This is a genomic window from Psychromonas sp., assembly GCF_041586535.1.
In the GTDB taxonomy this organism is placed as follows: domain Bacteria; phylum Pseudomonadota; class Gammaproteobacteria; order Enterobacterales; family Psychromonadaceae; genus Psychromonas.
On record NZ_JBFGZY010000028.1, the window covers coordinates 1 to 21,063 of the forward strand.

At 44.7% G+C, this 21,063-nt stretch carries 16 protein-coding genes and 1 pseudogene; 12 read left to right on the top strand and 5 right to left on the bottom strand.

Annotation, left to right across the window (positions count from 1 at the left end; genetic code table 11):
* Window positions 1-153 (top strand): annotated as a pseudogene (locus ABZA00_RS04905) (bis(5'-nucleosyl)-tetraphosphatase); the annotation flags it as partial.
* A gap of 19 nt (window positions 154-172) precedes the next feature.
* Here the strand turns inward: ABZA00_RS04905 and folA are convergent.
* Complete coding sequence (gene folA / locus ABZA00_RS04910; RefSeq protein ID WP_372881025.1) at window positions 173-664, bottom strand: type 3 dihydrofolate reductase; 492 nt, start codon at window positions 662-664, stop codon at window positions 173-175.
* A 192-nt stretch (window positions 665-856) separates the two neighbouring features.
* Between folA and ABZA00_RS04915 the strand changes: the two genes are divergently transcribed.
* From ABZA00_RS04915 to ABZA00_RS04925, 3 genes are all read left to right on the top strand, one after another.
* Window positions 857-1,501, top strand: coding sequence for a glutathione S-transferase N-terminal domain-containing protein (locus ABZA00_RS04915; RefSeq protein WP_372881026.1), 645 nt, complete (start codon window positions 857-859; stop codon window positions 1,499-1,501).
* Window positions 1,502-1,680: 179 nt separating this feature from the next.
* Window positions 1,681-2,208: a cytochrome b gene (locus ABZA00_RS04920; RefSeq protein ID WP_372881027.1), complete on the top strand. Its 528-nt coding sequence runs from the start codon at window positions 1,681-1,683 to the stop codon at window positions 2,206-2,208.
* 20 nt (window positions 2,209-2,228) lie between these two features.
* Complete coding sequence (locus tag ABZA00_RS04925) at window positions 2,229-2,798, top strand: YceI family protein (RefSeq protein WP_372881028.1); 570 nt, start codon at window positions 2,229-2,231, stop codon at window positions 2,796-2,798.
* Window positions 2,799-2,888: 90 nt separating this feature from the next.
* On the opposite strand, the gene ABZA00_RS04930 is transcribed toward ABZA00_RS04925, so the two are convergent.
* A complete protein-coding gene (locus ABZA00_RS04930; protein WP_372881029.1) occupies window positions 2,889-5,366 on the bottom strand; it encodes an ATP-dependent Clp protease ATP-binding subunit in 2,478 nt (825 codons plus the stop codon).
* A 304-nt stretch (window positions 5,367-5,670) separates the two neighbouring features.
* On the opposite strand from ABZA00_RS04930, the gene ABZA00_RS04935 reads away from it, so the two are divergent.
* The 4 genes from ABZA00_RS04935 to ABZA00_RS04950 all read left to right on the top strand — a co-directional run bounded on the left by ABZA00_RS04935 (window position 5,671) and on the right by ABZA00_RS04950 (window position 9,539).
* Window positions 5,671-6,618, top strand: coding sequence for a DnaJ C-terminal domain-containing protein (locus ABZA00_RS04935; RefSeq protein WP_372881030.1), 948 nt, complete (start codon window positions 5,671-5,673; stop codon window positions 6,616-6,618).
* 3 nt (window positions 6,619-6,621) lie between these two features.
* The gene (locus ABZA00_RS04940; RefSeq protein ID WP_372881031.1) at window positions 6,622-6,930 is read left to right on the top strand and encodes a chaperone modulator CbpM; all 309 of its coding nucleotides are present in this window, start codon (window positions 6,622-6,624) and stop codon (window positions 6,928-6,930) included.
* 128 nt (window positions 6,931-7,058) lie between these two features.
* Entirely contained in the window at window positions 7,059-8,435 is a 1,377-nt protein-coding gene (locus ABZA00_RS04945) for a DegQ family serine endoprotease (protein ID WP_372881032.1), read from the top strand.
* Window positions 8,436-8,597: 162 nt separating this feature from the next.
* Window positions 8,598-9,539, top strand: a complete 942-nt coding sequence (locus ABZA00_RS04950) for a LysR family transcriptional regulator (protein WP_372881033.1) — start codon at window positions 8,598-8,600, stop codon at window positions 9,537-9,539.
* A gap of 49 nt (window positions 9,540-9,588) precedes the next feature.
* On the opposite strand, the gene ABZA00_RS04955 is transcribed toward ABZA00_RS04950, so the two are convergent.
* From ABZA00_RS04955 to ABZA00_RS04965, 3 genes are all read right to left on the bottom strand, one after another.
* Window positions 9,589-10,569 carry an MDR family oxidoreductase gene (locus tag ABZA00_RS04955; protein ID WP_372881034.1) on the bottom strand — a complete coding sequence of 327 codons (981 nt, stop codon included), beginning with the start codon at window positions 10,567-10,569 and terminating at the stop codon, window positions 9,589-9,591.
* A 120-nt stretch (window positions 10,570-10,689) separates the two neighbouring features.
* Complete coding sequence (locus tag ABZA00_RS04960; RefSeq protein WP_372881035.1) at window positions 10,690-12,174, bottom strand: carboxypeptidase M32; 1,485 nt, start codon at window positions 12,172-12,174, stop codon at window positions 10,690-10,692.
* A gap of 385 nt (window positions 12,175-12,559) precedes the next feature.
* Window positions 12,560-15,244, bottom strand: a complete 2,685-nt coding sequence (locus ABZA00_RS04965; protein ID WP_372881036.1) for a molybdopterin-dependent oxidoreductase — start codon at window positions 15,242-15,244, stop codon at window positions 12,560-12,562.
* 548 nt (window positions 15,245-15,792) lie between these two features.
* Here ABZA00_RS04965 and cobA point away from each other — a divergent pair.
* From cobA to ABZA00_RS04985, 4 genes are read left to right on the top strand one after another with little or no spacing between them, the layout of a single operon-like run.
* Window positions 15,793-16,620, top strand: coding sequence for a uroporphyrinogen-III C-methyltransferase (gene cobA / locus ABZA00_RS04970; protein WP_372881037.1), 828 nt, complete (start codon window positions 15,793-15,795; stop codon window positions 16,618-16,620).
* A gap of 28 nt (window positions 16,621-16,648) precedes the next feature.
* On the top strand, window positions 16,649-19,186 hold the full coding sequence (gene nirB / locus ABZA00_RS04975; RefSeq protein ID WP_372881038.1) for a nitrite reductase large subunit NirB: 2,538 nt from the start codon (window positions 16,649-16,651) through the stop codon (window positions 19,184-19,186).
* 11 nt (window positions 19,187-19,197) lie between these two features.
* On the top strand, window positions 19,198-19,530 hold the full coding sequence (gene nirD / locus ABZA00_RS04980; protein WP_372881039.1) for a nitrite reductase small subunit NirD: 333 nt from the start codon (window positions 19,198-19,200) through the stop codon (window positions 19,528-19,530).
* Window positions 19,531-19,586: 56 nt separating this feature from the next.
* On the top strand, window positions 19,587-21,056 hold the full coding sequence (locus ABZA00_RS04985) for a NarK family nitrate/nitrite MFS transporter (protein WP_372881040.1): 1,470 nt from the start codon (window positions 19,587-19,589) through the stop codon (window positions 21,054-21,056).
* The last annotated feature ends 7 nt before the right edge of the window (window positions 21,057-21,063 follow it).

Consider the following 21,063-nt stretch of genomic DNA (forward strand, 5'->3'; position numbering starts at 1 on the left):
ATAACTTTTGGGCACTGGGCTTCATTATTAGGCCAAGTGACAGTTGAAGGCTTTTATGGATTAGATACGGGTTGTGTATGGGGAAATAGTCTGACCATGTTACGCTGGCAAGATAAAAAAATATTTTCTTTAGCTTGCCCGATGCATAGCTAGAATCTGTTGGGCTGTTTAATCAGCTCACACGCTCTAAGGTCACAAACTGATAGTTATAACTATTGTTTTGATCCGCCTGGTGCCTCTCGCGATCCACTTCCTGCCAATCTGCAATCAGCCGGTAATCAGGGAAATGGGTGTCACCAGGTGTTTTTAAATCAATAAACGTGAGGTACAAACACTCTGCCCGAGGTAAAAACTGCTCATAAATCGTCGCGCCACCGATCACCATCACCTCATCACAACCTTCTACCAGCGCCAGTGCCTGCTCAACAGTCTGTACACAGCTGACGCCTTCTATTTGCAGGTTTGCATCACGGCTTAAGACGATGTTTTTTCTGCCCGGTAAAGGACGTCCGATCGACTGAAAAGTCTTACGGCCCATAATGATGGGTTTACCCAATGTAACCCGTTTAAAAAACATTAAATCGGCAGGCAAATGCCAGGGCATTTTATTATCCAAGCCAATTACCCGATCTTCCGCCATCGCGGCAATCATTGAAATTTTCATAACTAACCTTGTTTATCTATTTAAACAGGAGATTATCATATAATCGTCACAATTAAATGGCAGAAAAGCCTTACTGTGCACTTTTAAGCAGTCATAGAAGTGAGTGAGAATATTTAATAATCATCAAATTACGACATATAATAAAAAATTACGACATTACAATAATTTCCTAACATTCCTGACGAGGTATTTATGCCCAACACCTTATATTCTTTCCGCCGTTGCCCTTATGCGATGCGCGCCCGTTTAGCGATCGCGATCAGTCAGCAGCAGGTCAATTTACGTGAAATCATTCTTAAACATAAACCACAGGAGATGCTGGCCATTTCTCCCAAGGGCACCGTACCTGTACTGCAGCTTGCTGACGGCAGCGTTCTCGAGGAAAGTTTAGAGATAATGGTCTGGTGCCTGCACAAGTCAGATCCGCAAGGCTGGTTAAAAGGCAATTTAATCGAGATGCTAAATTTAATTGATGAAAATGATGCTGAGTTCAAACATTGGTTAGACCGCTATAAATATGCATCGCGCTTTCCTGAGCATAGCGAGCAATTTTACCGGGAGCAGGGTGAAGAGTTTTTAATGACATTGGAAAACCGCTTAAGCCAAACTCCTTTCCTCTTCGGGCAACAGATCAGATTGGCTGATATGGCTATTTTTCCTTTTGTACGTCAGTTTGCCAGTGTTGATAGAGCCTGGTTTGCACAAAGCCCCTACCCGAAGTTGCAAGTTTGGCTGGCGGGCCTAAGCAATAGCCAGCTATTTCATTCGATTATGCAGAAATATCCGCAATGGCTTGATTCAAGGGAAGAGATAACCTTTCCTAACGAACTGGTTTGATAAGAGATTAAACAATCAAAATATTTGAACATATCAATCTAATTTTTCCCATTTTTTTTTAGGATAAAGTAGTTACACTGGAACGATATGTAATGTTAAATAAATGTTCCAATATTGTTAACCAGGTATTTTCTGGATTAATCCAATAATCAGGAACGACGCTAGCGAGGATGTTGCTAATGAGCAAACCTGTACAGCAATATAATAAACTGGCCAAGCTGCTGCACTGGCTTTCGGCCATTACGATTATCGGCTTATTTTCTCTCGGGTTATGGATGGTTGATCTGAACTACTACCATGAGTGGTATCACACAGCACCACATATCCATAAGTCTGTAGGATTGTGTTTATTTGCAGTGACGCTAGTGAGAATTATCTGGAAAAAAGCCACTGCCGCGCCGAGTATTGAGGGAAAAAATTGGGAAATAAAAGCGGCAAAATCCGCCCATACTTTACTCTATATTTTATTACTGGGCATGTTCATTTCAGGGTACATGATTAGTACGGCAGACGGCAGTGGAATAGATGTCTTTAACTGGTTTACAGTGCAGGGATTTGGTTCGATTGTCGAAAATCAGGAAGATATTGCCGGTGTAATTCATTATTACCTTGCCTTTATACTGATTGGTCTGGCTGCTGTCCATGCATCAGCAGCGTTAAAACATCACTTTATTAACAAAGACAATACACTCAAGAAGATGATCTGAATAAATAAAAGGGTTTAATCATGAAAAAAACACTATTAGCGACAGCTTTACTAACTTCTATGACACTACCGGCAATGGTTAATGCCGCCGATTATGTGATAGACAGCAAAGGCAAACATGCCTCTGTCAATTTTAAGGTAAGCCATTTAGGTTACAGTTTCATACAGGGACGCTTTAACAATTTTGAGGGGCAGTTCAGCTATGATCCTGACAATATTGAAGCCTCTAAAGTGATGGTAAGTGTTGATACCACAAGCCTCGATTCAAACCATGCGGAGCGTGATAAGCATATTAAAAGCAGTGATTTTATAAACGCGGGCAAATATTCAACAGCAACATTTAACAGCACCAAAGTGACAAAAAAAGCACAAGGTGGTTTAACTATTGAAGGTGATTTAATGCTCCATGGTAAAACACAAGCCATTACCATTGACGCGAATATTGTCGGTGAAGGCGATGATCCATGGGGAAATTATCGCGCCGGCTTTGAAGGTACAACACGTTTACAGTTAGCTGACTTTGGTATTCAGGTTGTCGGCGCTTCAAGTTATGTCGATATGCAGCTGCATGTAGAAGGGATTCGTCAGTAAGCTTGTACCCAGTAAAATAAAGTAATACCTTTGAATAGAGCTGAATCAGAGAATAATAATCTCTGATTCAGCATTTTTATTTTCACTCATTCACTGCTGCTCAGTGACAAAAACAATCTCCTTGTCCTCTATCTTCACCTGCACACGGCTGTTATCCGGGCATTTCCCCTGCACAATTTTCATGGCTAAAATATTCTCTATTTGCCGCTCCACTTCACGCCTTAAGGGACGGGCACCGTAGACAGGATCAAAACCGTCCACTGCTAGTTTATCAATAACCGCATTATCGACCTCCAGTGTAATCCCCCTGAGTTTCATCCGTTCAACTAATTCCGCAACAAACATCTGTGCGATATGATGAACATGCTCCGTTTCCAGATAATGAAAAACAATAATATCATCAAGCCGATTTAGAAACTCCGGCTTAAAGAACTTCTTAACTTCATGCATCACCAAATCCTGGGTCTCTTTATAGTTTAACGTTTTAGAATGGATAAATCCGATGGGACGCTTATCCGGTGAGAGTGATTCAGTGCCCAGGTTAGAAGTACCGATAATAACCGTATTGCGAAAAGAAACTTTGCGCCCTTTAGCATCGGTCAGCTGCCCGTCTTCGAGAATCTGCAGGAGCATATTAAAGACATCCGGATGGGCTTTTTCCATCTCATCGAGTAATACCACGGTATAAGGGTTATGACGTACCCGCTCGGTCAATTGACCGCCTTCCCCGTAACCGATGTATCCCGGTGGAGCGCCAATCATCTTAGAAACCTCGTGCCTTTCCATATACTCCGACATATCAAGGCGGATTATTCTTGATTCATCATCCAGTAAAAATGCAGCCAACGCTCGTGCCAGTTCGGTTTTCCCCACGCCGGTCGGGCCAAGGAAAAGGAAGGAACCAATAGGGCGGCGACTGGAAGTAATACCGGCACGATTACGACGGATAGCATCCGCAACTGCACGCACAGCATCCTCCTGACCGACAATTCGCTGATGCAGTTTCTCCTCCATTCTACCGAGCTTTTCTGATTCCGACTCGACCATTCTCGCCACCGGAATACCTGTCCAGCGAGCAACCACCTCTGCAATATCATCCGCCGTCACCATCATATCTTCTTTTGCCCTTCCCTGCTGCCAGTTACTGCGGGCATCTTTAAGCTGCTGATCCATTTTTAAAATTTCCATCTGCCTGTCAGCTACCTGCTCGAAATTTTGTGCATTAAAGGCAGCGGTTTTATCCACTAATAACGCCTGATGCTTGCGCTCAAGGTCGCGTAAGTTGCGGGGAATGGCGGTCAGGCGCAGGTGTTTACGCGAGCCCGCTTCATCAATTAAATCAACTGCTTTATCCGGCAGACAGCGATCTGCAATATAACGCTCAGAAAGCCGCGCTGCAGCTTCAAATGCTGTTTGCGCATAATGTATATTGTGGTGTTTTTCATAACGCGGCGCGACCCCCTGCAATATAGCAATGGTCTCCTCAATGCCAGGCTCTCTGACTAAGATCGGATGAAAGCGCCGCTCCAGGGCTTTATCAGCTTCGATATATTTTTGGTATTCATCCAGTGTATCGGCACCGATAACCTGCAGGGTTCCCTGCGCCAGAGCAGTTTTCAGCAAACTCGGCGCATCAATTCCCCCGGCGCCGGCCCCGGCACCGACCACTGTATGCAGCTCATCAATAAACAAAATAACTTTACCGCCAGCCGCAATAACCGCATCGCGTACCGATTTTAAACGGTCTTCAAACTCACCACGCATTGATGCACCGGCTACCAGCTCGCCCATATCCAGTGCCAGAAGACGCTTATTCAGCTGGGTATCAGGCACATCTGCTGCAACAATACGTTGCGCCAACCCTTCCACAATCACAGTTTTACCCACCCCGGGTTCACCTATTAAGGCGGGGTTATTTTTCTTTCGCCGGGAGAGAGTCTGGATAACCAGTTCGATCTCTTCTTCACGACCGATAACAGGATCCAGCTCTCCCCTGCGTGCCATTTCAGTCAGATCTTTGGTATATGTATCCAGCACATCAGGCTTACCTTCCGCATCCTGACTATTCAGCACGTGTCCTCTTCGAATCTCCTTCAGAGCATTGCGCGCCTGCTCAACATTAAGGCCTTCTTTTGCCAGCAAAGCGGAAACCGGTCCCGCTTCCTTGTCAAAAAGTGCAATAAACAGCGCACCTGTACCAATATAATCATCGCCAAGGTTTTTAGCTTCACCATAAGCTATCCGAAATACCTCTACTATCTCCTGCGATGCTAAAATTTGTTTTACCTGTACCGAGCTTGCAGGCGGGTAATTTTGTCGAACCAGACTAATAATACGCAGTGCCGGATCATCTTCATCGGGTAATAAACGCTGTAATATTTTCTGTACTTCACTGTCGGGTTGAGAGAGTAACGCCACCAGCAAAAACTCAGGAGTGAGTAAATTCTGACGGATACTGCCCAATTCCGAAAAAGCGATCTCCAGACAGACAATTACCTTCTGAGTGCTCTTCTGCACATAATTATTCAACATAGCCCCTTTGGCGGCCGGATTGTTCCAATCTGACATAATTGCATTCCTTGTGTTTCCACCCAGGCCTCTGAATCTGCAACTTCAAGTGGCCTGGGCATATTATTTTATTAACTGCAGCAGTTAATATTTAACTATCGAGCCAATACAACTAGTTATAATTCTAGTAGTCATAAGCAAGCCTGCATGATTATTTTTAATTGCACTTACCGGTAGTGGAATATAAAACAATGCAGGCTAAGATTTAATTAAGCTTATTGTCGGCCAAGTGGGCCTTTACTCTATTTTTACAAACATTTAAAAATCTATTACAGAAAAATGCCCAAACTAAGGTAGCGCGCTTATGGAGTATAAAGATTATTACAAAATAATGGGGCTGAAACGCGATGCTTCGCTGGAGGAGATTAAGCTTGCATACCGTAAGTTAGCGCGCAAGTATCACCCTGACGTCAGCAGCGAGAATGATGCCGAAGCCCGATTTAAAGAGGTAGCCGAAGCCTATGAAGTACTTAAAGATCCCAAAAAACGGACTACCTATGATCGCTTAGATCCAAACCAGACCTCCTGGCAGCAATATAATACTCAGTCAGACCGAGACGGACATTTTGAATTCACTCAACATGACTTCAGTGATCTGGGCGGCAGAAGTTTTAGTGATTTTTTTGAAGAATTGTTTGGCCGGCGAAGTCAGGGCGCGCATACCGGTTACGGCCCGCAGGTTAACGCCCGGGGCCCCGATGCTCATGCTAAAGTCGCGGTGGATCTTCAAGATGCATTTTCCGGCGCCACCCGCAGTATTCATCTGCAGACACAGGAGCTGGACAGTAACGGGCAAATGAAGGTGATCAAGCGCACCCTCAATATTAAAATTCCCAAAGGAATCAAAGATGGGCAACAGATTCGCCTCGCCGGACAAGGTTCCCCCGGACTCGGACAAGGTGAGAAAGGCGATCTCTATCTGGAGGTTCATTTTAATCCACATCCTTTTTATCAACCGGAAGGACGAAATCTGCATATGCAACTGCCCGTAACGCCATGGGAAGCGGCTTTAGGAGCCACAGTGCCCCTTCCGACCCCTAATGGTGTGGTAGAGCTTAAAGTTTCACCGGGATCAAATAGTGGCAGTAAACTGCGCCTCAAAGGCCGGGGGATCCCGGGAAATCCCGCCGGGGATATCTATGTCACGCTCAGTGTTGTGACGCCGCAGGCGAGCAGCGAAACCGCTAAGGCACTGTATAAAGAGATGGCAGATACCATGGCCTTTAACCCAAGAAGTAAGATGGGGGTATAAAACATGACCAAGCACGCTGTATTATCAGGCATAATCGTTGAAGAAGAGACAACCTTTACCCTAAATGAGCTTAGCCAGGCCTGCGGCAAGCCTGCAGAGTGGATTTTAGCACTGGTAAAAGAAGGCGTTATTGAACCGGTCGGCTATGATCAAAAGCAATGGCACTTCCGTGGATATTGCCTGCGCCGCGTACGTATTGTGCAACGGCTTGAAGCGGATCTTGGCCTAAATCTTGCCGGTGCGGCGCTGGCGTTAGAGTTACTCGAAGAAGTTGAAACACTGAGAAACCGCATCAAATTTATGGAAAAATGAAAAGATATTCATTCTGCCTACGCTTGATAAAAATTTATTTTGACCTGTGCATAGCCATTTTGTAAGCTAATAAGTTGTAAAAAAATGTCTTTTTCCATGAATTATTTGATTAACATTAAGGAAAAAAAATGAAAATGAAATCACCTCTGTTTGTCGTGATGATGTTTTGTTTGGGGTTAAGCTTTGCCGTCAATGCCGCATTGCCCAATGTTACCGCTCAGGGGAAACCTTTCCCGTCACTGGCGCCGATGCTCAAGCAGGTAAATTCCGCGGTGGTTAATATCTCCACCTATTCCACCAAACAAGCGTCAGTTAACCCATTGTTGAATGATCCTTATTTCAGGCACTTTTTCAATCTTCCCGAGCAGGATAATTCCCGTCAGCAGGCACCTCAAAAACGTCAGCAAAGTGCGGGTTCAGGGGTAATAGTCAACGCTCAGGACGGGATTGTCATGACCAATTACCACGTGATAAAAGATGCCGATGAAGTGCGTGTTTCATTGATTGACGGGCGCAGTTATAAAGCCAAAATAATCGGTTCGGATCCGGAGTTGGATATTGCCATACTGTCAATAAAAGCCAAGCAGCTTACTCAGGTCAGCATCAGCGAATCCTCTCTGCTGGAAGTCGGCGATTTTGTTGTTGCCATCGGTAACCCTTTCGGTTTAGGCCAGACTGTTACTACAGGTATCGTAAGTGCATTGGGCCGCAGTGGTTTAGGTCTGGAAGGTTATGAAAACTTTATCCAGACCGATGCTTCTATTAATCCGGGTAACTCCGGAGGGGCACTGGTTAACCTGAATGGTGAATTAATCGGTATCAATACAGCTATTATTGCCCCTGCAGGGGGGAATATAGGTATAGGATTCGCTATTCCAATTAATATGGCACAAGCCAGTATGCAGCAAATTTTAAAACACGGCGAAGTTAAACGCGGTCAGATTGGTGTCAGTATTCAGGATATTACCCTGGATTTAAGGGAAGCACTGGGACTTGATAATGGTCAGCTGGGTGTCCTGATTGCCAGCGTGGCAAAAGACTCACCAGCAGAAAAAGCGGGTTTAACCTCTGGGGATATTATTACCAAAGTCGATGGCAAGGCCACCACCTCCACGGGACAGCTACGCAGTCAGATAGGTATCAAACGTATCGGTGATAAGGTTAAAATCACTTATCTGCGTGACGGTCAAAGCAAAACGGTAAATGTTAAGGTTGGTGAGCCCCAGACCCTTGCCAGCCAAGAGTCTTCCTGGAAGCTCCACCCTTTATTGGAAGGTGCATCATTTGCCAAGAATAATGAAGGTGCCGGTATATTGGTTATCGAAGTGCAAGCAAATTCACCAGCAGCCTACAGTGGCCTGCGTGCAGGAGATGTGATAATTGCTGCGAATAAACAACGGGTTGATGATTTATCATCCTTCCAAAAAGCACTAGTGCTTGCGAAGAACAGCGTTTTATTGCAGGTTAACCGCAATGGCAGCTCACTGTTTATTGCTATTCGTTAATAAAAAAAGCTCCGGCGTGTTGCTAACACATATTAGCCGCACGCCTTCTCCCCATGATTTGCACGCCATAACCTGAAAACACCCACAGAATGACAAAATAGGTAGGCGTTTCAGCCAATATTCCTCATAATAAGTCGTTGTTATTAATAGCCTGGTTAAAATATGGAACTGGAAGAGATTTACCGCAAAGACTTAAACCTGTTAATTGCATTAAAAGTACTGATTGAAGAAGGCAGCGTCAGTGGCGCAGCTGTCAGGCTTAATTTAAGTCAGTCTGCGGTCAGCCGTGTTTTGGGAAGATTAAGAAACCTGCTGGATGATCCGCTTTTTATCCGCCACGGGCAGCACCTGCAGCCAACACAGCGCGCTATCGAATTAAACCTTGCTCTCAACGCACCTTTACAATCTTTGCGCACTTTACTCTCTCCCAGCCATTTTGAAGCGAAACACTGCACCCAAAAATTTAAAATAGCCACCACAGACTATGCCATGCAGGCCATTCTCCCCTATGCATTACCACGTATTTACAAGGAGGCGGCAAATGTATCCATTGAGTTTTTACCCCTTAAACATGATCAGCTGCTCAATCAGTTAACCAGCGAGGGCGCCGACATGGCAATCTGTCGGCCGGTCTCTTTAATAGCACCGTTACAGCAGGAAAAATTAGGCTTAGTCAGTGTATTTTGTATGTTGGCAAAGTCTCATCCTCTGGCAGATAAAACCTTAACTCTGGAAGATTACCTTGCCTATCCGCATGCGCTAATTGCGATCAGCGATGGCGTAAAAGCACTGCTTGATGCAGCGCTGACCGGGCATCAAAAACAAAATACTATTTTACGCTCTTATCATTTGGAAGCCGCCTTAGCCATTGTTGATAAGATGCCCCTGCTGATCACCGTACCGGCAGATCTCGCCTATTTAATGGCAGAAAAATACAATTTATTGGTAAAACCCCTGCCTTTTGAATTTAAACCTTTTGAATACAGCCTTACCTGGCATCCCCGCTGTGAACATTCTCAGGCGCAAATCTGGCTGCGTAATTTATTAAAAGAGGAATGCGGCAGGTTAATTAATCAGCGTATCCATGATATGGGGCTGGTATAAAAAAGCCCGCGACAGCAGGCTTGAATAGTATATTTGATTATTAGATCTGTTATAACTTAATGACCGTGCGGCCGGTTATCTGTCCGTTGGTAATCGCTTCGGCACATTCTACCGCCTCGGTTAACTCAATTTCACGGCATGCCTGCTGATAATAACTGGCAGGCATTATTTCACTCAAACGTTTCCATGCAGCTATACGGCGCTCAAAAGGGCAATTAACAGAATCAATACCCAACAATTTCACGCCACGTAAAATAAAAGGCATCACCGTGGTCGGTAAATCAAAACCATTGGCTAAACCACAGGCCGCCACGGCACCATCATAATCAATTTGCGCCAGTACTTTAGCCAATATTTTACTGCCCGCTGTATCGATAGCCGCTGCCCATAACTGTTTTTCTAATGGTCGTGCAGGCTCTTCCAGCTCTGCTCGGCTGATAACACGGCTGGCACCAAGCTGTTTTAACAATTCGCCATTTTCTTCGACCCTGCCGGTCACAGCAACCGTTTGATAACCAAGTTGTGCCAATAAAGTGACGGCCACCGACCCCACTCCGCCACTCGCACCTGTCACTAAAACTTCACCACTTTCAGGTTTAATCCCGGCATCAACTAATGCCTGTACGCATAACATCGCTGTTAAACCAGCTGTACCAATCATCATCGCCTGTTTACCGGTCATGCCCTGCGGCAGCGGCACTAACCAGTCAGCTTTTAAACTGGCTTTTTCCGCCATTCCGCCCCAATGCCCTTCACCGACTCCCCAACCGGTTAAGACAACCTGGTCACCAGCCTGATAACGGGCATCTTTAGATTCGATAACCTGACCGGTTAAATCAATACCCGGTACCATAGGAAACTGGCGGACAATGCGCCCTTTGCCGGTGATCGCTAAACCATCTTTGTAGTTTAAAGATGAATAATCAACAGCAATTAATACTTCACCTTCCGGAAGTGATGATTCATCCAGTTGACGAATTTCGGCAATGGTTTTTTTATCTTGTTGCTCAAGAACAAGTGCTTTAAACATAAACAGACTCCATGAGTAATAGGTGAAATTAATAACATCGATAGTATAGGGAAAATAATTTATGAAAAAAATGAAACATAATCATATCATTCATGCGTATTGTGCATAGATTGATAAATATCAATCTAAGTATCTTTCCTGCAGATGTTTTTTATAAAGAGCTGGATTAAGTATTTCACCCGTGGCCTGTTTAACTAATTCATCGGTGGATAATAAACTCGCTTTAGACCAGATATTCTGTGCTAACCACTCAAAAATCGGCGTCATTTTCTGCTCAGTGATACAGGCACCGACATCCACCTGCTTTTTCATTGCCGCCATAAACTGCGCCGCATACATTGCCCCTAATGTGTAACTCGGAAAATACCCGAAAGAACCATCTGTCCAGTGTATATCCTGCATACAGCCATTTTTGTAATTACCCGCAGTGGCAAGCCCTAAATATTCGCGCATTTTAAGATCCCATAACTCGGGGATATCTGCATAATCAATATTGCCATTGATTAAATCACGCTCTATCTCATAACGCAGAATAATATGAGCGGGATAAGTAACCTCATCGGCATCAACACGAATTAACCCCGGATTTACACGGGTATAAATTTTCTGCAGGTTGCCTGCCGCAAATACTGCCGGATTATTATCCGGAAAATGTTTGCAGGTTAAGGGCGCAAGTTGCGCGATAAATTCATTGCAACGGCCCAACTGCATTTCAAAAAACAAACTTTGTGACTCATGAATGCCCATTGAACGCGCTTCACCAACAGGCAAGCCCTGCAGCGCTTTTGGTAAGCCCTGCTCGTAACGGGCGTGCCCTGTTTCATGAACTATCCCCATCAAAGACTGAACAAAATCCGTTTCATCATAACGTGTTGTGATGCGGACATCCTGGCTTGTTCCACCACAAAAGGGGTGGGTGCTGATATCTAATCTGCCATGATTAAAATCGAACTCAAGCAGTTTCATAATATCTAAACCAAGCCTCTTTTGCTCATTGGTATTGTAGCGTTCCGTGGGTTTTAGAAAGCTTTGGCCGGCCTGCTGCTGCTGTATTTGAACGGTTAATTCAGGTAACCAGGTTTTTAAATCGCCAAAGACACCATCCAATTGTTCGCTGCTCATACCGGGCTCGTAAAGATCCAGCATGGCATCATAGGGGCTTTTATTACCGGCCTCTGCTCTAATTGCCGCTTCCTCTTTAGATAACAAAACCACTTCGGCAAAGTTTTTGCTGAAACCCTGCCAGTCATTATCAGCACGTTGCCTGCGCCAGGCATGCTCGCACCGGGAGCCTGCCAAAGATTGAGCCTGCACTAATTTTTCCGGCAAAACCGTGGCTTTTTGCCATTGCGCTTTCATTTCACGTAAGCTTGCTGATTCAATCTCGCTGAGATTTGCAGCCTCAGCAGCGGCGAATAAATCCCCGAGATGTGACGAAGTTGATAATTGATGGATATGCAGAGAAAGTTCAGCCGTAGCTTGCGCACGGGATTCATTTCCACCAGCCGGCATCATCACCGCCTGATCCCAGCTGGTTACCGCTGCGAGATGATTAAAGTTAGCAATTTTTTTATAATGCAGAGAAAGTTTATTGTAAGGACTCATATTTTTCCTAAGGGTAAGCAGGGTTATAGCACCTTTGCAAGAGAACGTGCCGGAAATAAACCGAAATTTAGAGTCTTATTATACTTAAATCGGCACCTTATGCATAAATCAAAAGTGTCCGATCAGATGTTGATCATCAAGCAAACGATGATCAACTGAGGAAGCGGTGCAGGGTGGTAAAAAGTCGATGCAGGCAGAATCGACCTGTTATTATATCCGAGAATTGTACAACTTTTTCAACTTGAGATTGCCCGGCTATTTTTCTATTGTTCATTGCTTACAAAAATAGCACTTAGATAACTTGGCGCTAACTTTTGATTTAAATCTAAGTTATCAGTGCAGCAGCAATTGATAACTCAGCACCATCCGGCAATCAACACCTCATTCAAACAAGGCTTTTACAGTCTATCAAAATCTGCTCCACATCACTTAAACAGGAGCCGCAGCCTGTACCAGCTCCGGTGTATTGACTGACAGCTTCAAGCGAATCAAAATTCTGTTCAACTATTGCATTTTTAATGGTTTTTTCACCCACTTGTTTACAGGCACAAACCATTTTTCCGCAGGCAAGTTTACCTTCTACCTGCCCGGAAATAATTGAGCGTTCAATACTGCTATCAACGCTTTCATCAAGCAGGTTCTGCAACCAGTCTAAATCCTGCTCCTGCAGGTTTTTCCCGACAATATAAACATGCTGCATTTTCTCCTGCGCAATATTCGCATAGCGGTAAATTGGATTCTGACTTGTCTCACAGGGAGAATTACTTAACGTTTTACCGCCACCATTGAGCATTAAATTGGACAGTTTAATGGTTAAATCCAGCGGACTAACGGTGGATGCGATGCGGTACAGATAACCTGCATCAACTTTTTGTTTTACCCAATAATCAAATTCGGAGAGATCCATCACCGTCCGGCTTAATAACCATGCTTCACTCTTATATTTCCATTTGCTTAATGTTACCGGCGTAAATTTAAACTCCGGTTGACCGGAGTTGCTGTCCAGATTCGCTTTTATTAACGCACAGCTATTTGCCTTACTCGCCGTTTTATCGTTCCAGTGGATCGGCATAAACAACTGTCCCGGCTCTATATCTTTTGATAGTTCCAGACGAACTAATAATTCCCCGCTAGCACTGCTAAGGTTAACCAATTGCCCTGTTTGCAGCTGTTGTTGTGCTGCATCTTCGGGATTCATTGTCACAAAGGGTTCAGGCAGGTGGGCACTTAAGCGACTGGAAAGCCCGGTTCTGGTCATGGTATGCCATTGATCTCGAATACGACCACTGTTAAGTACAAAAGGATACCCCTCACAACAGCTGCTCAGGGGAGACTGGTGGGAAACCGGGATTAACTGCGCTTTTTTACTTGCCGTAAAAAACAGATTGTCAGTAAACAGGCGCTGATTAACCTGCGTTTTTTGATATTCCAGGACAGGCCATTGCTGAGGTGACAGTTTATGGTAATCAGCAGCACTCAGATCCGCCAGACCAATCAGATTCAATGCGCGCAGATGACCTTCGCGATTACCTAACGCAGTCATCTTCACATATTCATCAAATACCTCACCCTCATGGTGATAGTCAAAAGCGCCTGCAAAGCCCATTTTTTTGGCCACTTCACTAATTATCCACCAATCCGGTTTGCCTAATCCCGGGGTGGGTAAAATTCTGCGCTGCCGGGAAATTCGACGCTCAGAGTTAGTCACTGTTCCGGATTTTTCACTCCAGCCCTGAGCCGGTAACAGCACATCGGCAAAAGCACTTGTCGCAGTTTCTTTAATACAATCGGAAACAACCACTAACGGGCATTTTTCCAGAGCCGCTTTAATTTTGTTGCTGTCGGGCAAACTGACCACAGGGTTAGTAGCCATTATCCAAACCGCCTTAACCTTTCCGTCATTAATGGCATCAAAAAGATCAATGGCTTTTAACCCCGGCTTGGTTGCCAGCTTTTTGGTTTTCCAAAAGTCACTTATTCTCAGGTGATCTTCAATATTACCAAACTCCATGTGTGCAGCTAAGGTATTAGCAAGTCCGCCTACTTCCCGTCCTCCCATGGCATTTGGCTGTCCGGTCACCGAAAATGGCCCCATCCCTTCTTTACCGATCCGCCCGGTTGCCAGAAAACAGTTCAAAATACTGTTTACTTTATCTGTACCTTGTGAGGACTGATTAACCCCCTGAGAATAAATCGTCATCACTTTTTCTGTCAAAGCAAAACGGTTGTAGAAGATATCCAACTGCGCCGCCGTAATACCGAGGCGCTTTAAAAAGTCATCCAGATCCCGACATTCTTCAAGGGCACTGGCTAAAGTGCGGTCAAATCCTTGTGTATATTGGTCGATGTAATCTTTATCTGTCACATGATTGTCGGCCAGATAAGCTAATAAACCATTAAACAGGGCAACATCTGCGCCCGGTTGAATCGCCAAATGCAAATCTGCAATTTCACAACTTGCGGTTTTGCGCGGATCGATCACCACAATAAAAAGATCCGGACGTGCCTGTTTCGCCGCTTTTAAACGCTGAAATAATACCGGATGGCACCAGGCTAAATTAGAACCGGTGATCACCACCATATCGGTTTTTTCAAGATCGTCATAACAGACAGGGACAACATCGGCGCCAAATGCACGCTTGTGCCCGGCGACCGATGAAGACATACAAAGGCGTGAATTAGTATCAATATTACCGCTGCCGATAAAACCTTTCATCAGTTTATTGGCGAGGTAATAATCTTCTGTGAGCAGCTGGCCTGATACATAAAAAGCCACGGAATCAGGGCCATGCTCTTCTATTGTCTGAGAAAATTTATCAGCAACCACATTCAGGGCATCTTCCCAATTTGACTTAATACCCTTGATTTCCGGCGTTAATAACCGCCCCTCATGAATAACTGTTTCACCCAGCGCCATACCTTTAGAGCATAACCGGCCATAATTTGCAGGATGCTCCTGATCGCCTCTGATATCCAATAACCCCTGCTTGTTGGGTTTTGCCTCCACACCGCAGCCAACGCCGCAATACGCACAAGTGGTTTTTGTCCATAAGCTTTTCTCTGCAGTCATGTGCCCTCTCTGTATTTGACCCGCTGTCTATTCGTAATTTAATTTCATCTGGAAACTAATCATGCAATTTACGCACCAAGTTATACAATTTATACAACCCTTCCTTAAGTTTTAAAAATTAACACTTTCCGAACAACTGCTTAACAATTGAATTCGTAAAAGCAGGTGTTTTATTTCACAACCAGATAGTAACAACCCGACAACAAAAAAACGAGCACCGCCACATGGCAATGTCACATAATGGTGCGCCTTGCACTATTAAGGGGCCAGCCTCTACTAAATAATGCCCTCTAGCACTCTCAAACCCACTATTATTAAGGCCAAATACGCATAACTAAGAATATGATTTAAAAGAGTTTAAATTTTTAATTTAGGTAGATTTTTATCTTTTGGCACTGTATTTGCTTTAACACCACAAACCGTTAACAAAGCAGTAACATCCAGTTTGCATCGAAAACACTTTATTAACGACTTAACATAACACAGGTGACAAGATGAACTTAAATAACAGCCATCATGCAGTTACAAACTTTGTCTTAAGGGAACAAATGACAAGCAATATAACCTCACTAAAAAATAAACAGTCAACTCAATCTGGTGTCGTTTTTTTAGTGGGTGCCGGTCCGGGCGATCCGGACCTGCTGACAGTAAAAGCCTTACGCCTTTTACAAAGTAGTGATGTAATTGTTTTTGATAATCTGGTAAGTGAGCAAATTAGAGCTCTTTTTCCCCCGCAGGCTGAAACTGTGTACGTCGGTAAGGCGAAGGGTGCTCACAGTGCCAGCCAGTCTGAAATCAATCAGTTATTAATTAATAAAGCCAAACAGGGCTTAACGGTCTGCCGCTTAAAAGGGGGCGACGCATTTGTTTTCGGGCGTGGCGGTGAAGAGATACTGGCGCTAAAAGAGCAGGATATTAAAGTAGAAATAGTGCCGGGCATTACCGCCGCGGCAGGCTGCGGCAGTTACGCCGGCATCCCGCTTACCCATCGTGGTCTTGCCCAGGGATGTACTTTTGTGACTGCACATGCAGAGAAAACTCTGGATATAAAATGGCAGGCACTTGCCAAACTGGATCATACCCTGGTTTTTTATATGGGGTTAAGCAAAGCGACATTAATTGAAACCCAGCTTATAAACGCAGGCTTAGATGAAAATACACCGGTGGCTTTGATTGAAAACGGCTGTTGTCCCGAACAGCGTGTTATTACCGGTTCCCTCAAACAACTTTCCGCACTGGTTGATGAACAACAAGTGCAATCCCCCGCTCTGATCATGATCGGAAAAGTAATCTCACTTGCCGAGCAGTTGCAATGGTTTAACCAGCAGCAATCCATTGCCAGTGCAGTGAATGAATTAACACAATTATCAGCATAACAATATATATATATAGGAAATTTACATTATGAGTAAACAACGCATTGTAGTGGTCGGTAACGGTATGGTCGGCCATAAATTTATTGATACGCTGATTACAGATGATAGCGTCGATTACGATATCATCACCTTCTCGGAAGAATCCCGTCTTGCCTATGACCGTGTTCAATTAAGTGGTTTTTTCTCCGGTAAAACAGCTGATGATTTGGCCTTAACTGATGCGGCTTATTATCAGGAAAATGGTATTAACTTTGTCCTCAACGACAAGGTTACCCAACTTGATACTGCAAACAACCAGGTAATCACCGCAAGTGGACGTACTGAAAGCTATGACAAACTTGTTTTAGCAACGGGCTCTTATCCTTTTGTACCCCCTATTCCCGGCAATGACCAGGCGCACTGTCATGTTTACCGGACGATTGAAGATCTTGAAGCGATCACCGCCTCGGGTAAGGTCAGTAAAGTAGGCGTGGTGATTGGCGGTGGTTTATTAGGACTGGAAGCGGCCAAAGCGGTAAAAGATCTGGGTTTGGAAACTCATGTGGTGGAATTCGCACCTCGCCTGATGGCGGTACAGTTAGATGATGGCGGTGGTCAATTACTACGCCGTAAAATAGAAGATATTGGCGTACAAGTCCATACCGGCAAAGCAACAACGGAAATTGTTGCTGGAGAACAATGCCGCTACCGAATGAACTTTGCCGATGGCACATTTTTAGAAACCGATACGATCATCTTCTCAGCTGGTATCCGCCCGCAGGATGAATTGGCGCGTGAGTTCGGCCTGACCATTGGCGAGCGTGGCGGTATTGTGATTAATAACCAATGTCAGACTAATGTTGATAATGTTTATGCCATTGGTGAGTGTGCTCTATGGAATAACTTTGTCTTTGGTCTGGTGGCACCGGGTTACCAGATGGCCAAGGTGGCAGCGGCACATATCAAAGGTGAATCACTGCAATTCACCGGTGCGGATATGAGTACAAAACTTAAATTACTGGGTATTGATGTTGCCAGTATTGGTGAAGTGCATGGACAAACGCCCGGCGCACAATCCTACACCTATCATGACGAAATTGAACAAGTTTATAAACGCCTGATTGTTTCTGAAGACGGCAAAAAAATAGTCGGTGCCGTTTTAGTTGGGGATGCAGAAGCTTACGGCACATTATTACAACTGTTACTCAATGACATGACTCTGCCTGCAAACCCGGCTGTATTAATTTTACCGAGTAGCGGGGATGAAGAAGCAAGTGGATTAGGCGTCGATGCCCTGCCTGATAGCGCCGCTATCTGTTCATGTTTTGATGTCACCAAAGGCGATATTAAAAGCGCGGTGGCGGCGGGCTGCTGCTCAATGGGTGACCTTAAAGATGCAACTAAAGCCTCAACAGGTTGTGGCGGTTGTTCGGCATTAACTAAACAGGTGTTGGATGCTGAGTTGGCCAATTTAGGCTTTGAAGTCAATAACAACCTTTGTGAGCATTTTGAACATTCCCGCCAAGAGCTGGCAGATATTGTCCGGGTTAAAAAAATCAAAAGCTTTGACCATCTTCTAAGCGAGCATGGTAACGGTCTGGGTTGTGAGATTTGTAAACCGGCTGTCGGTTCTATCCTTGCGTCTTACTGGAATGATTATATTCTTGAAGATGAACATATGGAGCTACAGGACAGTAACGATATCTTCCTGGGTAATATTCAAAAAGACGGCACCTACTCAGTAGTACCGCGTATTGCCGGTGGCGAAATCACCCCGGATAAACTAATTGTGTTAGGCCAGGTTGCCAAAGAGTTTGATCTATACACCAAAATTACCGGCGGTCAGCGTGTGGATCTGTTTGGTGCACAACTGCATGAATTGCCTCTTATCTGGCAGCAGCTGATTGATGCCGGCTTTGAAACCGGTCATGCCTACGGAAAATCGTTACGTACGGTTAAATCCTGTGTGGGTAGTACCTGGTGTCGTTACGGCGTTAATGACAGTGCCGGTTTCGCCATCGAACTGGAAAACCGTTATAAAGGCCTGCGTTCACCACACAAAATTAAATTCGCGGTATCAGGCTGTACCCGTGAGTGTGCGGAAGCACAAAGTAAAGATGTGGGTGTTATTGCCACGGATAAAGGCTGGAACTTATATGTCTGCGGTAACGGCGGAATGCGCCCCCGTCATGGTGACTTGCTCGCATCTGATTTAGATGACTATACTTTAATCAAATATGTGGATCGCTTTTTAATGTTCTATATCCGTACCGCAGATCGCCTGCAACGCACTTCTGTGTGGCTGGAAAACCTTGAAGGCGGCTTGGAGTATTTAAAAGAAGTAGTAATTGAGGACAAATTAAACCTCAATGCAGAGCTGGAGTCTGAAATGCAGCGCAATATTGATAATTACCAGTGTGAATGGAAAACCACCATCAGCAATCCGGAAAAACTAAAACGCTTTAAGCATTTTATCAACAGCGATCAGATCGATAATCATTTAGCTTTTAAGCGCGACCGTCAACAACGTATTCCCGCAGAACCGGTGAAAATACAGCCAATTGAAGTTTTAGAATTAACAGAATAAGGGGATCAACAATGAGTCAATGGACAACAATCTGCAAGTTTCAGGATCTTACGCCAAACACCGGTATTTGTGCACTGTTTGAAGAAGAGCACGTAGCGATCTTTTACTGCCAACGCACAGAACAGTTATACGCGGTCAATAATGTCGACCCTATTGCCAAGGCAAGCGTGCTATCACGCGGCATTATGGCATCCCTGCAGGGAGAGATGTATATCGCTTCTCCTTTATATAAACAGCATTTTAATCTGTCTACGGGGGAATGTTTAGAAGAGCCCGAGCAGCAGATAAAAACCTATTTAATACGTAGAGAGAATGATCAAATCCAGCTTAAACAAGCCAGTTAAGGGCCTGTTTTTGATTAACCTGGATTTATACCGATTATGAATAAAAGGATAACATTGTGAATAAACCTGCATTTAACATCTTTTCTTTTTCAGGAAAGATGAAAACACTACATTTAAGCTGGATGGCATTTTTTATTACCTTTGCTGTTTGGTTTAACTTCGCCCCCTTACTGCAGGCGGTGAAAGAGACGCTCGGGCTGACTACCCAGGAGATCAAAACCCTACTGATCTTAAACGTAGCTCTGACCATACCTGCGCGGGTGATCATTGGCTCGTTAACTGATAGATTTGGTCCACGTATCGTTTATTCTGCGCTACTGGCTATCTGTGCCATCCCCTGTTTTATGTTTGCCTTTGCCGACAGCTTTATTCAAGCGGCTATCGCCCGCTTTGCCTTAGGCTTTATCGGTGCAGGTTTTGTTATCGGTATCCGTTTAGTCTCAGAGTGGTTCCCGCATAATGAACTCGGTACAGCTGAAGGTATCTATGGCGGCTGGGGTAACTTTGGTTCAGCTGCGGCAGCCTTTACCCTGCCTACCATTGCGTTAATGTTTGGCGGTGAAGACGGCTGGCGCTACGCCATGGCGGTAACCGGGGCGCTAAGTTTAATCTTTGCTTTTATCTTTTATGCCAATATCAGCGACACGCCAAAGGGTTCAACATATTTTAAACCTAAAAACCTAACCGCGATGGAAGTAACCTCTAAAGGTGATTTTTTCTTACTGTTAGTAATGAAAATACCAATGTACGCGGCACTGGCATTGCTGGCCTGGAAACTGTCACCAGCTAATATAAATATGCTTTCAGCACAAGTCACTTATGCTATCTATGGGGTACTGATTGCACTCTATATCTACGAGTGGTCACAGGTTTGGAAAGTCAATAAAGGCATTTTTACTACACCCGTTGCAGAGATTCATCAGTATAAATTCAAGCAGGTTGCGGTATTAAATATCCTTTATTTTGCAACCTTTGGTTCAGAGTTGGCAGTTGTTTCCATGCTGCCCCTGTTTTTCCTGGAAACCTTTGAGTTAACCCCCGTGGTTGCGGGTATGGTTGCCTCCTCTTACGCCTTTATGAACCTTGTATCACGACCTGGTGGCGGTTGGATCTCAGATAAATTCGGTCGCAAGATAACCTTAGTGATACTCACTGCAGGTCTGGCACTGGGTTACCTGTTAATGGCGCAAATTACCAGCGGTTGGACGTTATGGATTGCAGTTGCGGCAGCGATGTTATGTTCATTCTTTGTTCAGGCGGGTGAAGGTGCAGTATTTGCGACCGTTCCGCTGATTAAACGCCGTATGACCGGACAGATTGCCGGTATGACAGGTGCCTACGGTAATGTCGGTGCGGTGGTTTACTTAACAGTACTTTCATTTGTTGATTATCAAACCTTCTTCTACGTAATTGCAGTGACAGCCTTCATTGGCCTGGTAACGCTCGCCTTTATGGCAGAGCCGAAGGGACAAATGGCTGAGGTAAATGCCGATGGCAGCGTCACCATGATTGATGTCAGCCATTAACTTTAGG

Coding starts and splice junctions, on each gene's coding strand:
- folA (WP_372881025.1), bottom strand. CDS start 664: ATGAAAATTTCAATGATTGCCGCGATGGCGGAAGATCGGGTAATTGGC.
- ABZA00_RS04915 (WP_372881026.1), top strand. CDS start 857: ATGCCCAACACCTTATATTCTTTCCGCCGTTGCCCTTATGCGATGCGC.
- ABZA00_RS04920 (WP_372881027.1), top strand. CDS start 1,681: ATGAGCAAACCTGTACAGCAATATAATAAACTGGCCAAGCTGCTGCAC.
- ABZA00_RS04925 (WP_372881028.1), top strand. CDS start 2,229: ATGAAAAAAACACTATTAGCGACAGCTTTACTAACTTCTATGACACTA.
- ABZA00_RS04930 (WP_372881029.1), bottom strand. CDS start 5,366: ATGTCAGATTGGAACAATCCGGCCGCCAAAGGGGCTATGTTGAATAAT.
- ABZA00_RS04935 (WP_372881030.1), top strand. CDS start 5,671: ATGGAGTATAAAGATTATTACAAAATAATGGGGCTGAAACGCGATGCT.
- ABZA00_RS04940 (WP_372881031.1), top strand. CDS start 6,622: ATGACCAAGCACGCTGTATTATCAGGCATAATCGTTGAAGAAGAGACA.
- ABZA00_RS04945 (WP_372881032.1), top strand. CDS start 7,059: ATGAAAATGAAATCACCTCTGTTTGTCGTGATGATGTTTTGTTTGGGG.
- ABZA00_RS04950 (WP_372881033.1), top strand. CDS start 8,598: ATGGAACTGGAAGAGATTTACCGCAAAGACTTAAACCTGTTAATTGCA.
- ABZA00_RS04955 (WP_372881034.1), bottom strand. CDS start 10,569: ATGTTTAAAGCACTTGTTCTTGAGCAACAAGATAAAAAAACCATTGCC.
- ABZA00_RS04960 (WP_372881035.1), bottom strand. CDS start 12,174: ATGAGTCCTTACAATAAACTTTCTCTGCATTATAAAAAAATTGCTAAC.
- ABZA00_RS04965 (WP_372881036.1), bottom strand. CDS start 15,244: ATGACTGCAGAGAAAAGCTTATGGACAAAAACCACTTGTGCGTATTGC.
- cobA (WP_372881037.1), top strand. CDS start 15,793: ATGACAAGCAATATAACCTCACTAAAAAATAAACAGTCAACTCAATCT.
- nirB (WP_372881038.1), top strand. CDS start 16,649: ATGAGTAAACAACGCATTGTAGTGGTCGGTAACGGTATGGTCGGCCAT.
- nirD (WP_372881039.1), top strand. CDS start 19,198: ATGAGTCAATGGACAACAATCTGCAAGTTTCAGGATCTTACGCCAAAC.